The sequence below is a fragment of the Fundidesulfovibrio magnetotacticus genome, assembly GCF_013019105.1.
GTDB lineage: Bacteria > Desulfobacterota > Desulfovibrionia > Desulfovibrionales > Desulfovibrionaceae > Fundidesulfovibrio > Fundidesulfovibrio magnetotacticus.
The window spans coordinates 130,542-143,661 of record NZ_BLTE01000002.1; the positions used below are offsets into that span (position 1 = coordinate 130,542).

The following is a 13,120-nucleotide window of genomic DNA, read 5'->3' on the forward strand; positions in this document are numbered from 1 at the left end:
AACCCATGTCGAGAATCGTCATCGACGAGGTGCGCTGCAAGGGCTGCCTGCTGTGCACCGCCGTCTGCCCAGAGGAGATCATCCGGGTGTCCAGCCGGATCAATCCCCAGGGCTACAAGGTCGTGGAGGCCGACCCCGAGCGCCTCCCCTCCTGCACCGGCTGCACCGCCTGCGCCCAGACCTGCCCGGACATCGCCATCACGGTCTACCGCACCAAGAAGCCCGGAAAGGAGGCCGCCCGGTGAAGAGCGAACGCATCTTCGTGAAAGGCAACGAGGCCGTGGCCATGGGCGCCATCGACGCCGGGCTCAAGGCCTATTTCGGCTACCCCATCACGCCCCAGAACGAGATCCCCGAATACATGTGCGAACACCTGCCCGAGGCGGGCGGGGCCTTCGTGCAGGCCGAGAGCGAAGTGGCCTCCATCAACATGGTGCTGGGCGCGGCCGCCATGGGCGTGCGCGCCATGACCACCTCCTCCAGCCCCGGCATCTCGCTCATGCAGGAGGGCATCTCCTACCTGGCCGGCAGCGAGCTGCCCTGCGTCATCGTGAACATGATGCGCGGCGGCCCCGGACTGGGAGACATCAACACCGCCCAGGCCGACTACTACCAGTCCACCCGGGGCGGCGGGCACGGCGACTACCGCACCCCCTGCCTGGCCCCGGCCTCCTGCCAGGAGGCCTACGAGCTCACCCGCGAGGCCTTCGACTGGGCCTTCGAGCACCGCACCCCCGTGCTCATCGTGGGCGACGCCATCCTGGGGCAGATGAAGGAACCCCTCACCCGCCGCGCCCCCCGGCCCGCCGACCCCGCCGAAGGGCAGGACTGGCGGCTCTCCGGCGCGCAGGGCCGCCCCGCGCGCATCATCCGCTCCCTGCGCCTGGCCGAGGGCACCCTGGCCCGGCACAACCTGGGCCTCCAGGCAAAGTACGACGCCCTCCAGGGCCTGGCCCGCGCCGACTGCTTCCTCACCGAAGACGCCGACCTCGTGGTGGTGGCCTTCGGCTCCATCGGGCGCATCGCCAAGTCCGCCGTGCGCAAGCTGCGCGCCAGGGGCCTCAAGGTGGGCCTTGTGCGCCCCGTCACCCTCTACCCCTTCCCCTCCGCCGTGCTGCGCGACCTCGCCCAGGCCGGCAAACGCTTCCTGACCATCGAACACAACATGGGCCAGATGGTCGACGACGTGCGCCTGGCCGTCCGGGGCATCGCCGACTCCGACTTCTTCGGCGCGCTCCCGGGCAACCTGCCCACCCCCGACGAATTCGAAGAAGCCATCGCCAAGGCCTGCGCCGGAGGACGCTCATGAGCGAAAACATCGTGTTCCAGCGCCCGTCCGTCATGGCGGACGTGGCCACCCACTACTGCCCCGGTTGCCAGCACGGCGTGGTCCAGCGCCTGGTGGCCGAATACATCGACTCCCGCCAGCTGGCCGAAAAGACCGTCATGGTCACCTCCATCGGCTGCTCGGTGCTGCTCTACAACTACCTGCTCATGGACGCCGTGGAGGCACCCCACGGGCGCGCCCCGGCGGTGGCCACGGGCGTGAAGCGCGTGGCCCCGGACAAGGTGGTCTTCGCCTACCAGGGCGACGGCGACCTGGCCTCCATCGGCATGGCCGAGATCATGCACGCCGCCAACCGCGGCGAACGCATCACCATCATCTTCGTCAACAACACCTGCTACGGCATGACCGGCGGACAGATGGCCCCCACCACCCTCATCGGCCAGAAGACCACCACCTGCCCCTCGGGCCGCTGCGCCTCCTCGGCGGGGCTGCCCCTGCGCATGGCCGAGATCATGGCCGGGCTGCCCGGCGTGGCCTACGCCTCCCGCGTGGCCGTGAACACCACCAAGCACATCGCCCAGGCCAAAAAGGCCGTGCGCATGGCCTTCGACGCGCCCCTCAACGACCAGGGCATGGGCTTCGTGGAAATCCTCGCCACCTGCCCCACCAACTGGAAGATGACGCCCCTGGCCGCCAACCAGCGCATCGCCGACGAAATGATCCCCTACTTCCCCCTGGGCACCTTCAAGGACGCCAAAAACGCGGGAGCCTGCTAATCATGTACGCCGACGTGATCATCGCCGGGTTCGGAGGCCAGGGCGTCGTCCTGGCCGGAACCCTGCTGGCCCAGGCCGCCATGGAACACGGCCTCCACGTGACCTTCATGCCCGTCTACGGACCCGAAATGCGCGGCGGCACCGCCAACTGCACCGTGGTGCTCTCCGACGAGGACATCGGCTCGCCCATCATCCAGAGCCCCGTGGGACTCATCGCCCTCAACAGGCCCTCGCTGGAGAAATTCCAGCCCCGCGTGACCGACCAGGGCGTGGTGATCCTCAACTCGTCGCTCATGGAAGCCTCCCTGGCCGACGCCGCGCGCCTGAAAACCTACGCCGTGCCCTGCAACGAGATCGCCGAAAAGGTGGCCAACGCGCGCATGGTGAACATGGTCGCCCTGGGCGCTTTCGTGAAGGCCACCGGCTGCCTGCCCCTGGAGGCCGTCCAGCACGCCCTGGACCACGTGATCCCCAAACACTACAGCCACCTCGTCCCCAAGAACGCCCTGGCCCTCCAGGCCGGTTACGACGCCGCCGGGGCCTGAGGCGGAGAAGAAGCCTCCGGCGGCCAGGGCTCTGCCCTGGACCCGGAGATTGCTTCGCGGGCCTCACCGGCTACGGTAACGGGGTTCGGTCAGGGTGTGACCCTTCGCGGGGTGTCGCCGCCGATCGTCTTCCGATCGGTTGGCGGCGACACCCCGCGAAGGGACACACCCTGACCAGACGGGACTGAAAAAAACCGGCCCCGGCGATCGACACATCGATCCGCCGGGGCTTCTTCATTCGAAGGCTGGAGTCGGCTGGGGGGGCCCTGCGGCAGGTCCCGGGCGATTCAGGACGCCCGGGCGTAGGCCTCCGGCTGCTCCGCCCTGTCGAGCAGCACCGTCACCGTGGTGCGCCCCGGGCGCGAGCAGTCCAGCTCCACGTCCCCGCCCATGGCCCTGGCCATGATCCGGGCGCTGTACGCGCCGAGCCCGGTGCCGCCCTTCTTGCCGCTGGTGACGAACTTCCCGAAAAACCGCTCCCGGATGTCCCCGGGCACCTCCCCGGGGTTGGAGATGTCCAGGCGCGCCTGAGCGCCCGCGCTCACGGCCACCGTGACCTTCTCCTCCCTCCCGCGGGCCTCCAGGGCGTTGCGCAGCAGGTTCACGAGAACCACGTGGAGCAGGAACCCGTCCCCGAGCACGTACAGGGCTTCCGGCCGGGCGCCCTGCCCGAAGAGCAGCTCCACGGCCGCCTCCTGCCCCGAGGCGACGCCCTCCAGCTCCCGGATCGCCCGGTCCAGCGACTCCGCCAGGTTCACCGCGCGGATGTCCACCGGATAGGCCCCGGACTCCACCTTGTACATGGCCAGCGCGGCGTTCAACTGGTCGAGCCCCCTGGCCGCCGTCTCCCCGATCATCCGGCAGTACTGGCGCTGCTTGTCGTTGAGCGGGCCGTAGTAGCCCACGGCCTGCTGCAGGGTGTAGATGGACGAGAGCGGGCTGCGCAGGTCGTGGTGCACGATGCGCTCGATGTTCTCCTTGAGCTGTTCGAGCTTCTTGCGCTCGGTCACGTCCTCCACCACCCACACGGCGCCGCTCTCGGGCGAGGCGGGGTCCACCACCTTGCCCAGAGCGCGCAGGTTGCGCCAGTCCCCGCCGACGCCCACCACGCCCTCGCGCTCCAACAGGCCTCCCCGCTCCGGCCCGCCGAGCAGCTCGGCCAGTCCGGGCAGGCCCTCCAGGGCGATGCCTCCGTCGCCCTCCTCCTGCCCGGCCATCACCCGCAGCGCGTTGTTGGCCCGTGCGAGTTCGCCCCCCCGCACCAGCCCGATGCCCAGGCGGCTGTTCTCCAGGATGCTCGCCAGCAGCGCGTTCTCCCCGGCGAGCCGCCGACTTTCGCGTTCGGCCTGCTCCTTGGTCTGCTCCAGGATCTTCACCCGGTAGGCCAGGGCCAGGGACATGACCAGGACCTCCACTGCGGACCCGAACTCCGGGGCGTACAGAGTCGCGGGGGTGGGTTGCACCGTGCCGGACCAGACCAGGGAATGCAGCACCCCGCAGGCCACGTACACCGACCAGCCCATCAGGAAGATCCCGGCGGGCTTGAACCCCTGCGCCGCGCGCACGGCCCCGGCGACCACCACCACGGCCGAGGTGGCCAGGGCCAGCACGGGCGCCAGGGCGCTCGCCTGCTTCTCGCCCACGGCGAAGAGCACGCCCACGAACGCCACGCACAGGCCGAGCTGACCCGACACCAGCAGGTTCAACGCGTTGCGCCCCTTGTCGAGGAGCAGGAACGTTCGCGTGAACATCCCGATGCTGAAGATCATGAGCGCGAAGATCAGGCAGAACAGGGTGTGATTGCTTCGCAGGGCCTCGGGGCCGTCCTGGGGGAACAGCAGGAAGTCGAACCCGTTCACGATCGAATAGTAGCCCGTGACGAACAGCACGTGCGCCACATACCAGCCGTAACAGGCGTCGCGCAGGGAGGCGAACAGGAAGAGATTGTAGACGAACATGGCCAGCAGGAGGCCGAAAAGCATTCCCAGCAGCCATCGACGCGCCTCCGCGCCCCTGTCCGCCGCCTCCCGGGAGACGACGACCGGATCGAGGGTCATGCCGTGGTATTCCGTCAGGCGGACGTAGGCCGTCAGGCTTTCGCCGTCCGGCGGGGGCAGGGGGATGGCGCTGTTCACGTGGAGCCGGTAGCCACCCCGCGCCACGTCGTGCGCCGGGCTGGAGGGGAAATGGCACTCCAGGCCGCTCAGGTAGTTCCAGTTGAGGTCCAGGGTCCAGGCATCCCCTCGCGTCTCGGGAGGGAACGCCAGGGTGATCTTCAGCCAGCAGGGACGCCCGTTTGCTGCGTGATGGTAGGGGCGTTGCGCCTCCCGGAACCCGACGGGGCCTGCGCCGGAGACGACCTCCCGGAGGGTCGGCGCCCCGGTGGGGTCTTCGAGCACGGCAAAGGAGGCGATGGAAGGAACAGGCCCGGCGTGGGCCTGCGCGGCGGCAAAAAGCAGGATCAGGCACGCGGCCAGCGCCGTTCGCGCACCGGTACGACGGATTGCCTGCATGGAAAGCCCCCGCGCGAACCTGGACGAGCTGGTCGCGTATTTGATACCAGTCCCGACTGACGAACACCGGCCCCGCTTCAAGCCTGTTGGCCCGAGCATACGCAATACCGCGTTGAAAACCAAGGTTTTCTACAGACCGGCATGGTAGGAATGCGCCCGGCGCTGCGCAGCCCCGGCGGCGCGGCGGGCGAAGCCCTCAACGACCCCACAAAGAGGCTTTCATGCTCCACGACTCCACGTCCCCGCGCATCCCGGAGAAGCTTTTCGGGATCATCGGCCATCCCCTGGGCCAGACGCTTTCGCCGCTGCTGCACAACTGGGGATACGAACGCCTGGGCCTGCCCTTCGCGTTCATGGCCTTCCCCACCCCCCCGGAGCGCCTGGGCGCGCTGATGCGCGCGGCGCGGGCGCTGCCGTTGTCCGGGCTCTCGGTGACCATCCCCCACAAGCAGGCGGTGATGGAGCACCTGGAGCGCTTCACGCTCCTGGCCACGCGCACGGGCGCGGTGAACACCGTCTACTGGGAGGACGGCCGCCTGGTGGGCCACAACACGGACGTGGAGGGCTTCATGGCCCCCCTGGAGGGCCGCAAGGACCTGGGCCCCGTGCTGGTGCTGGGCGCGGGCGGCGCGGCGCGCGCGGTGCTGGCCGGGCTGGCGGAACTGGGGGCCGGACCGGTGACGGTGTGCAACCGCGACGGCCGCCGGGCCGAGTCCCTGGCATCCCAGTTCGGGGCGCAGGCCGAGGACTGGGAGGCGCGCGCCCGGGTGCAGGCCCGGCTGGTGGTGAACACAACACCCCTGGGCATGGCGGGCAAGGCCGTGGGCCTCTCGCCCATGCCCGCCGGATACTGGTCCGCCGGGCAGGTGGCCTACGACCTGGTGTACAATCCGGCCGAGACGGCCTTCCTGCGCGAGGCGCGCGCGGGCGGCGCGCAGACCGTGGACGGCCTGGCCATGTTCGCGGGCCAGGCCGTGGCGCAGTTCCGGCTCTGGACCGGGCGCGAGCTGCCCCTGGACGAAGTGCGCGCCGTGCTGGCGGGGGCGCTTGGGCTCTAACCCGGCGCGAGAAGACAGGCCGAGTCCCTCAGGGCCGGTGCGCGGTGCAGGCCGCGTCCCGGCCCTTCGTCATTGGGCCGGGCGCGGTCACGGCCTTGCATCATTGGAGCGGGGCGCAGTCCCTGGCGACCTGGGGCCAGGCGTCGCGGATGATGCGGGCCAGGACGTCCTGTCCCTGTGCGGTCATATGGGTGTCGTGGGGGTAGTAGAGCAGGCTGCGGGCGGGGTCTGCCAGCAGGGCCGGGCGGGTGTCCAGGGCCTCCAGGCCCGCCTCACGGCAGAGGGCGAGAAACTCGTCCTGCATGGCGTCGAGGTTCGCCGCGATGGTCCTGTACTCGCGGGCGAAGGAGGAGGCGGGGTCCAGCCGGGCCGTGTCGATGTCGCCCCGCACCACCTGCAGCCCGGTGGGGATGGCCGCCACATGGATGCGCAGGTCCGGGGATTCCAGGGCCTTGAGCCGGGCCAGGGTCTCCCGGATGGCGGGGATGTTGCGCCGGAAGTTCTCCAGGGTGAGCATGTGCTTGACCACCAGGTGGAAGGAGAAGGGGATGCCCTGCCAGGTGGGGGCGCGCAAGGGCGCCACGGCGTAGCCGTCCATGCCCGGCTCGGCGGCCAGGGCCAGGCCAGGCCCCACGCGGCCCAGGGCCAGGGCGGCCAGGCGGCGCAGGGGCCCCAGCCGCAGGAGGTAGCCCAGGCGGTCGGCCTCGCGCTCCTGCCGGGCAAGGTTCACGTCCATGTCCAGGGTGAGGTCGTTGCCCATGTAGGAGAGCACCACCACGTCGCGCCCGGTGAAGCGTCGGTCCGGGGGCAGGTCTCGGGTGAAGTGGCGGACGATGCGGGGATAGTGGGCCAGGCCGTAGCCGCCCATGGAGGCGTTGTAGACCGGGCAGCCCGTGAGCCGGGCGTAGACGGCCGGCGCTGCCAGGCGCGAGCCCACGCCGCCCCCCACGGCGAAGGAGTCGCCGGTGAAAAGCACGCGGGCCTGGTCCGGGCGGAGGGCGTTTTTGTAGCCGTGGGGGTCCACGGGGTCGTCGTCCAGGGGGATGGTGTCGTAGGGGATGCCGTGGAAAGCGTGGGTGTCAGGGTAGTAGCGGTCGGGCTGTTGACCCTGGGCGTGGACGAAGCCGCCGAGCCAGTCGCGGTACTGGGGGTGCCGGTGCAGGTCGAGGATGTCCAGGGAGACGAGCTGTTCCCAGGTCCCGGGCGCGAGCAGGGGGCGCAGGAGGTTCGTGCTGCAATAGAGCCCCGTGGAGCAGGCGAGCAGGAGCAGGTAGACGTAGGCCGGAAGCGCGGCCAGCTTGAGCAGGCGCTTGAGCATGGTGGACCTTGGGAAATGGCGGCGCGGCCGGAGGTGTTCCGGCCGCGCGGTGCGTTGTAGCAGGGCTTGGGGCGTCGCGCCAGGGGCGAGTTCGTGCTCAGGTGCCGGGGCGGCGGATGATCTTGTAGCGCGGCGCGGGGTTGAGCTGGGTCTGCTCCCCGGCCCTGTCGTCCTGGGCCTGCAGGGAAGGCGCGGGTGTCGCCTGGGCCTGCTGCCGCGCCTTGGCGGGCGCGGCCTGGGCCTGCTGCTGGGGCTTGGCGGGCGCGGCCTGGGCGGCCTGCCGGGCGGGGATGAGCAGGGGCGTGCCAGGGGTGAGGGCTTGGCGCGGGTCGGCCTTGTTCACGGCGATGAGTTCCTGCACGCCCGCGCCGGTCTTGGCGGCCACGGACTCCAGGGTGTCGCCCTTGCGCACGATGTAGAGGGCGGGCTGGATGGCTGGCTGTCCCGAGGGCTGGGCCTGGGCCACGGCGCTGCGGGCGGGCGCGGGCTCCAGGGACTGGCCCGGGCCGTCCAGGGCGCAGGCGGCCAGGGGGATGAGCACGGCCTTGCCGGGGATGGGCCTGTCGTGCCCCTTGTTGGCCTCGCGCAGGGTGTTGGCGGGGATGCCGGTCTCGCGCGAGATGGTCCACCAGGTGTCTCCGCCCCGGGCGAGGCGGGCCGCGCCGGTGGCGGCGTCGCGGGGGTGGTCCACGTAGGCCAGGGCCGAGTGGGCGAGCTTTTTGGGCACCCAGGCGGCGGTGGAGCGGTCCGGGGGGCTCACCTGACGGCGGTAGGCCGGGTTGAGGGCGTGGAACTGCTCCCAGGAGAGGCCCAGGTGGGCGGCCAGTCCGGAGAGGTCGGTCCCGGCGGGGATGCGCACCTCTTCCAGGTCCTTGGCCACGCGCATGTCGGGGGCCTTGAAGCCGAGCTTCTGGGCGTTCTGGGCGATCTTGAGCATGGCCAGGTAGCGGGGCACGTAGTGCCTGGTCTCGTCCTTGATGGGCGCGGAGGACTTGGCCAGGGAGTTGAAGGTCTGCGCGCCGGTGGACGTCATGGCGCGCGAGACCGCGCCCTCCCCCGCGTTGTAGGCGGCAAGCGCCAGCTGCCAGTCCCCGAACTGCTGGTGGAGGATCTTGAGGTAGCGGACGGCCGCAGCGGTGGAGAGGTAGGGGTCGCGGCGCTCGTCGAGCCACCAGTCCACGGTGAGCCCGAAGCGGCGGGCGGTGGCGGGCATGAACTGCCACATGCCCACGGCCCCGGCCGAGGACACGGCCAGCACGTTGTAGCCCGACTCGATGTAGGGCAGGGCCAGCAGGTCCTGGGGCAGGCGGTGGCTGGCCAGCACGGCGCGGACGTATTCCAGGTGGGGCTCGCTGCGCATGAGCCAGCGCTGCACGGTGTCGCGCTTGTCGCGGGTGTAGCTCTGGAAGAAGAGCTGCACCTCGCGGGTCTCTTCGGCGGTGAGCTTGAAGGAGATGCCGACCTTGGAGTCCAGGGCCTGGCGTTCGACCGGGGTGAGCGGACGGCCCCGGCTGTTCTTGAGGGCGTCGAGTTCGGTGATTTCGGGTTCGAGGTTGGAGACGGGCTTGGCTTCGCGGCCGGTGTGGACGCTGGGCCCCGCGCACCCGGCCAGGAGCAGCAGACAGACGATGGTGAGAAGCCTGGCGGTCATGGTCGCCCCCTCGGTTCGTTCTTCCGTGGAGCCGACAAAGCACGAAGTGTGCCGAACAATAGATTTCAGATGCTTACCTGGCACAACGCGGCGCGAGGCGCTCCGGGAGACAAAATCCCGCCGCAACGGGCCGTCGGGCGCGACGCGCCACGCGCCACGCGAAACCGCCGCCCCTGAGGGCGGCGGCTCGTGGAGGAGCGCCCTGGCCCGGACCGCTCCGGCGTGGGGCTCGGCGGTCCGGCCAGGGCGCGACCGGGCCCCCGGGACCCGGCCGGCAGCGAATCATTCGGCGGGCTTGCCCTCCTGGGCGGCCTGTTCCTTGAGACTCTGCTGGAGTTTTGCGTAGGTTTCGGCGTCCATGCGCAGGCCGCCGCTCTCGGTGGCCTCGATGGTTCCCGAGGCCTGGTGCGATCCGGCCTTGGCGTGGGCTGCCTTGGCGGGCTGGTGGGCGGGCTTGGCCGGTTCGGCCTGGGCCGCCTTCTCGGGCTGAGCCTTGCCGGTCTGGGCAGCGGGCTCCTCGTCGGTCTCCGGCGCGGCGGCCGAGGCCTGCACCACGGGCGGCGGCTGGTCGCCCTTGTACTGGGAGTCAATCTCCTGCACGGCCTTCTGCACCAGGAGCTGGGACATGGTGTCCAGGCCCACGCGCACGCCCTTTGCCTGGGTGATGCCCAAAAACGACGTGACCTTCTCGCCGATCTCCATCTTCTCTTCGAAGTAGCCCGTGGCGGCCTGCTCGCCGGTCACGGCGTCGAGGATCTTGTAGCGCAGGCCCACCAGCCAGACCTCCGAGGCGTCGCTGGACTTGGCCGAGGCGATGGCCGCCCCGGCGGCCGTGCCCGCCGCCTTGCTGTCGGTGGCCCCCGCGATAAGCGCCCCGGCGATGATGCCCAGGGTGGTGCCGTCAAACTTCTTCTGGGCGGCGGCCACGGGTTCGGCCTTGAGGATGTCGAAGCGCAGGAACCAGCGCGTGGTCTGGAAGCGGCCCTTGCGGAACTTCTTGAGGGAGTCCGGGTCGCCCATGCCCACGGCCACCTGGATTTCGTTGATCAGGGGGCCGATGTCCGAGCGCTCCAGGACCTTGAAATTGGCCTTGGAGAGCTCGATCTCGGCGAAGTCGGCGATGTTGTTCTCGGAGACCTTCTGGGTGAACGTGGCCCCCGAAGCCTTGATGCTGCCCGGGAGCACCACGATCTGCGGCCCCGGGACCGAGGCGTTGGCGTATTCCACGGGCTTGTAGGCCACTGCGTCGGCCTGTTCCTTGGCGGCATCGGACGCGGACTTGCAGCCCGAAAGAGCCATCAGAACCAGCATGGTCGCCAGGAACCGCTTCATGGATGCCTCCTGCGTCGGAGGAGCCGGGACAGCGCTCGCCGGAAAAACTTTTGTCTTCTTCATATCCCGCGCGATGGGATTGGGCAAGGCGAAAGCGGTTGAAGGCGCGGGAGGCGCTGCACGCCGGACCGCGAGGGGGGGGCCGGAGGCCGCGGGCGAAGCCCCGGGGCGTCGGCGCGGCACGTGAAAGGGCCGCCCCTCCCCGTGCGGGGAGGGACGGCCCCTGGTTGGCTAGAGACCCGCCCGGAGGCGGCTTCGGGCACCGCCTCCGGGCGGCGGGTCCGCCCTGCCCCCGGTCCGGCTCCGCGCCGGTTCCCGGAGGCCCCGGGCTCCGGCCGAATGGAGCGCGCCGCGCCTAGCGGCCCAGCTCGCGGATGGCCGCTCCGTAGGCGGTCTGGAGTTCCTGGAGGTAGTCCGCGTCGATGGGGCCTTTCCAGGTGACCACCTCGCGGTAGCGCTTGGGGATTTTCACCTCGTCCGGGTCGAACCCGGTGGAGAATTTCACCTTCCAGCGCAGCTTCTGCACGTTGGCGGCGGCCTGGGGCACGTTGGCGGCGGCCTCGGGGAAGCCCAGCACGTCCAGGGCCTTGGCCAGGGACTCCTCGTTGTAGGCCGAGCGGGCGAAGAGGCAGGCCACCATGGAGGTCAGGGCGCAGCGCTGGCGTTCGTCCTCCACCATGAAGGAAACGGCCTTGGCCACGTCCTTGCCCTGCTCCTTCTGGTCGTAGGAGTAGCCCGCGCTGTCCAGGTGGGAGTGGCGAAGCCCCATGGCCTGGGAGACGAAGAACACCTCGCCCGTGGCGTAGCCGGCCATCTCCTGGCCCAGCACGCAGGCGTAGTCCTCGGCGTTGTAGCGTTTGGCGGCGGCCAGGGTCCCCTGGGCCAGGAGCCGCCAGAACTCGTTGGGCGGCGCGCCCAGGTGGCCCAGGGCCTCGCGGTAGGCCGCCGCGTCGCCGAAGGAGAGCTTCACCAGGGTGTCCTCCTCGGTCACGGCCCCCCGCTCCAGGGCCTCGGTGGCCCAGGCCAGGGACACGCCGCCGGAGATGGCGTCCAGGCCCTGGCGTTCGATCTCGTCGAGCACGGCCAGCACGTCGGAGGCGTTGGTCATGCCCAGCATGGAGCCGGTGGCGAACACGGGCTCGTGGTCGTAGGCCACCTGGCGGTAAAGCACGTCGTTGTGCTTGGCGAACTGTTCGCGCAGCAGGCCCACGTGCACGCAGCCCACGGGGCAGCCGGTGCAGGCGGTCTTGCGCAGCAGGAGCTCCCTGGCGAAGGTTTCGCCGGAGATGGCCGCGATGTGCTCGTCGTCGTGGGTGGTCTGCATGTTGCGCCAGGGCAGGGCGCGCAGCTTGTTCATCACGGCCATGTTCTGGGCGGTGCCCAGGTCATGGTATTTGGTCATCATCTCCGTGGTGGTGAGCTGCATGTGGATGTCTTTGTAGAGGGCCGCGAAGGCCTTGCCTTCCGGCGCGGGCATGGCCGACGCGCCCTCCACCAGGATGGCCTTGAGGTTCTTGGAGCCCATGACGGCCCCGGCCCCCAGGCGTCCGAAGTGGCGGTAGGAGTCCACGTTGATGCAGGCGATGGCCGAGAGGTTCTCCCCCGCCGGGCCGATGCGCAGGATGGAGCGGTGCCCCGCCGCGCTCCGGCGCATCTTGCGCAGCATCTTGCCGGTGGTGAACACGTCCAGGCCCTTGAGGTAGTGGGTGTCCTGCAGCTCGAAGTGGCGGATGCCCGCGGAGAGGGCCGAGAGCGTGGGCGCGCGCCCCCTTATCACCAGGGCGTCGATGTGCGCGAAGCGCAGCGACAGGGCCAGGCGCCCCCCGGCGTGGGACTCCGCGAAGCGCTCGTTGTAGGGCGACTTGAAGCCGCAGACGGTCTTGCTCATCATGGGGAAGCACCCGGTGAGGGGGCCTATGGCGAAGATGAGCGGCTGGGCCGGGTCCAGGGCCGGGAGCTCCGGGCGGCCGAACTCGGCGTAGAGCGCGGCGGCCAGGCCCGAGCCGCCCAGCACTTCGCGCTTGTCGCCGAAGCGGCGGTATTCGCCCTTGCCGGTGGCCAGGTCGGCCAGGAGCACGCGGAAGGTGTAATCAGCCGGCATGGGGGGCCTCCTGGGGGGCGGCGGGCGCGGTTTCCGGCGCGGCTTCCGACGGGGCCGGGGCGGGGTCCTCGTGGGGGGAGTCGATGAGCTCCAGGCAGCCCAGGGGGCAGAAGGGCACGCAGCGCCCGCAGTGGATGCACACGTAGGGAAGCCTGGTCTCGGGCTCGATGAAGATGGCGTCCACGGGACAGGCCTCGGCGCAGGCCCCGCAGGCGATGCACAGGGACTTGTCCACCTTCACGCCGCCGGACCTGCGCTGGGTGTAGGCGCCCGTGGGGCAGGCCCTGGCGCAGGGGGCGGGGTCGCAGGCCAGGCAGGCCCTGGCCTCGAAGCCGGTGGAGATGCCCCCGGACGAGACGATGCGGATGCCCGCCGTGGACCAGGAGATCTTCTGGTGCACCAGGCGCGCGCAGGCCAGCGAGCAGGACTGGCAGCCGATGCAGCGTTCGATGCGCGTGGCTCGCAAGATTTTCATGGGTCGCTCCGATTGGTTTTCTTAGGATGTCCTAGGCCAGGGGCGGGGGAACGTCAATGCGCG

The 13,120-nt window shown here is 70.3% G+C and carries 11 protein-coding genes; 5 read left to right on the plus strand and 6 right to left on the minus strand.

Features of this window, described 5'->3' with window-relative positions; genetic code table 11:
* The first annotated feature begins 5 nt into the window (after positions 1–5).
* Genes NNJEOMEG_RS03635 through NNJEOMEG_RS03650 form a run of 4 tightly spaced genes read left to right on the plus strand, consistent with a single transcriptional unit; the run spans position 6 to position 2,609 of the window.
* Entirely contained in the window at positions 6–245 is a 240-nt protein-coding gene (locus NNJEOMEG_RS03635; protein ID WP_173081411.1) for a 4Fe-4S dicluster domain-containing protein, read from the plus strand.
* On the plus strand, positions 242–1,309 hold the full coding sequence (locus NNJEOMEG_RS03640) for a 3-methyl-2-oxobutanoate dehydrogenase subunit VorB (RefSeq protein WP_173081413.1): 1,068 nt from the start codon (positions 242–244) through the stop codon (positions 1,307–1,309). The genes NNJEOMEG_RS03635 and NNJEOMEG_RS03640 overlap by 4 nt, the downstream gene beginning before the upstream one ends.
* Entirely contained in the window at positions 1,306–2,064 is a 759-nt protein-coding gene (locus NNJEOMEG_RS03645) for a thiamine pyrophosphate-dependent enzyme (RefSeq protein ID WP_173081415.1), read from the plus strand. The genes NNJEOMEG_RS03640 and NNJEOMEG_RS03645 overlap by 4 nt, the downstream gene beginning before the upstream one ends.
* A gap of 2 nt (positions 2,065–2,066) precedes the next feature.
* Positions 2,067–2,609, plus strand: coding sequence for a 2-oxoacid:ferredoxin oxidoreductase subunit gamma family protein (locus NNJEOMEG_RS03650; protein ID WP_173081417.1), 543 nt, complete (start codon positions 2,067–2,069; stop codon positions 2,607–2,609).
* A gap of 287 nt (positions 2,610–2,896) precedes the next feature.
* On the opposite strand, the gene NNJEOMEG_RS03655 is transcribed toward NNJEOMEG_RS03650, so the two are convergent.
* Positions 2,897–5,122 (minus strand): sensor histidine kinase, encoded by a 2,226-nt coding sequence (locus tag NNJEOMEG_RS03655; protein ID WP_173081419.1) that lies wholly within the window; start codon positions 5,120–5,122, stop codon positions 2,897–2,899.
* A gap of 221 nt (positions 5,123–5,343) precedes the next feature.
* Here NNJEOMEG_RS03655 and aroE point away from each other — a divergent pair, with 221 nt between their 5' ends.
* Positions 5,344–6,180 carry a shikimate dehydrogenase gene (gene aroE, locus NNJEOMEG_RS03660; RefSeq protein ID WP_173081421.1) on the plus strand — a complete coding sequence of 279 codons (837 nt, stop codon included), beginning with the start codon at positions 5,344–5,346 and terminating at the stop codon, positions 6,178–6,180.
* A 100-nt stretch (positions 6,181–6,280) separates the two neighbouring features.
* Here the strand turns inward: aroE and NNJEOMEG_RS03665 are convergent, their stop codons facing one another.
* The 5 genes from NNJEOMEG_RS03665 to NNJEOMEG_RS03685 all read right to left on the minus strand — a co-directional run bounded on the left by NNJEOMEG_RS03665 (position 6,281) and on the right by NNJEOMEG_RS03685 (position 13,057).
* Complete coding sequence (locus NNJEOMEG_RS03665; RefSeq protein WP_173081423.1) at positions 6,281–7,498, minus strand: GDSL-type esterase/lipase family protein; 1,218 nt, start codon at positions 7,496–7,498, stop codon at positions 6,281–6,283.
* A 97-nt stretch (positions 7,499–7,595) separates the two neighbouring features.
* Positions 7,596–9,149 carry a lytic transglycosylase domain-containing protein gene (locus tag NNJEOMEG_RS03670; protein WP_173081425.1) on the minus strand — a complete coding sequence of 518 codons (1,554 nt, stop codon included), beginning with the start codon at positions 9,147–9,149 and terminating at the stop codon, positions 7,596–7,598.
* A gap of 282 nt (positions 9,150–9,431) precedes the next feature.
* Complete coding sequence (locus tag NNJEOMEG_RS03675; RefSeq protein ID WP_173081427.1) at positions 9,432–10,481, minus strand: hypothetical protein; 1,050 nt, start codon at positions 10,479–10,481, stop codon at positions 9,432–9,434.
* 355 nt (positions 10,482–10,836) lie between these two features.
* Positions 10,837–12,582 (minus strand): aldehyde ferredoxin oxidoreductase N-terminal domain-containing protein, encoded by a 1,746-nt coding sequence (locus tag NNJEOMEG_RS03680; RefSeq protein WP_173081429.1) that lies wholly within the window; start codon positions 12,580–12,582, stop codon positions 10,837–10,839.
* The gene (locus NNJEOMEG_RS03685) at positions 12,572–13,057 is read right to left on the minus strand and encodes a 4Fe-4S dicluster domain-containing protein (protein ID WP_173081431.1); all 486 of its coding nucleotides are present in this window, start codon (positions 13,055–13,057) and stop codon (positions 12,572–12,574) included. The genes NNJEOMEG_RS03680 and NNJEOMEG_RS03685 overlap by 11 nt, the downstream gene beginning before the upstream one ends.
* Between the last annotated feature and the right edge of the window lie 63 nt (positions 13,058–13,120).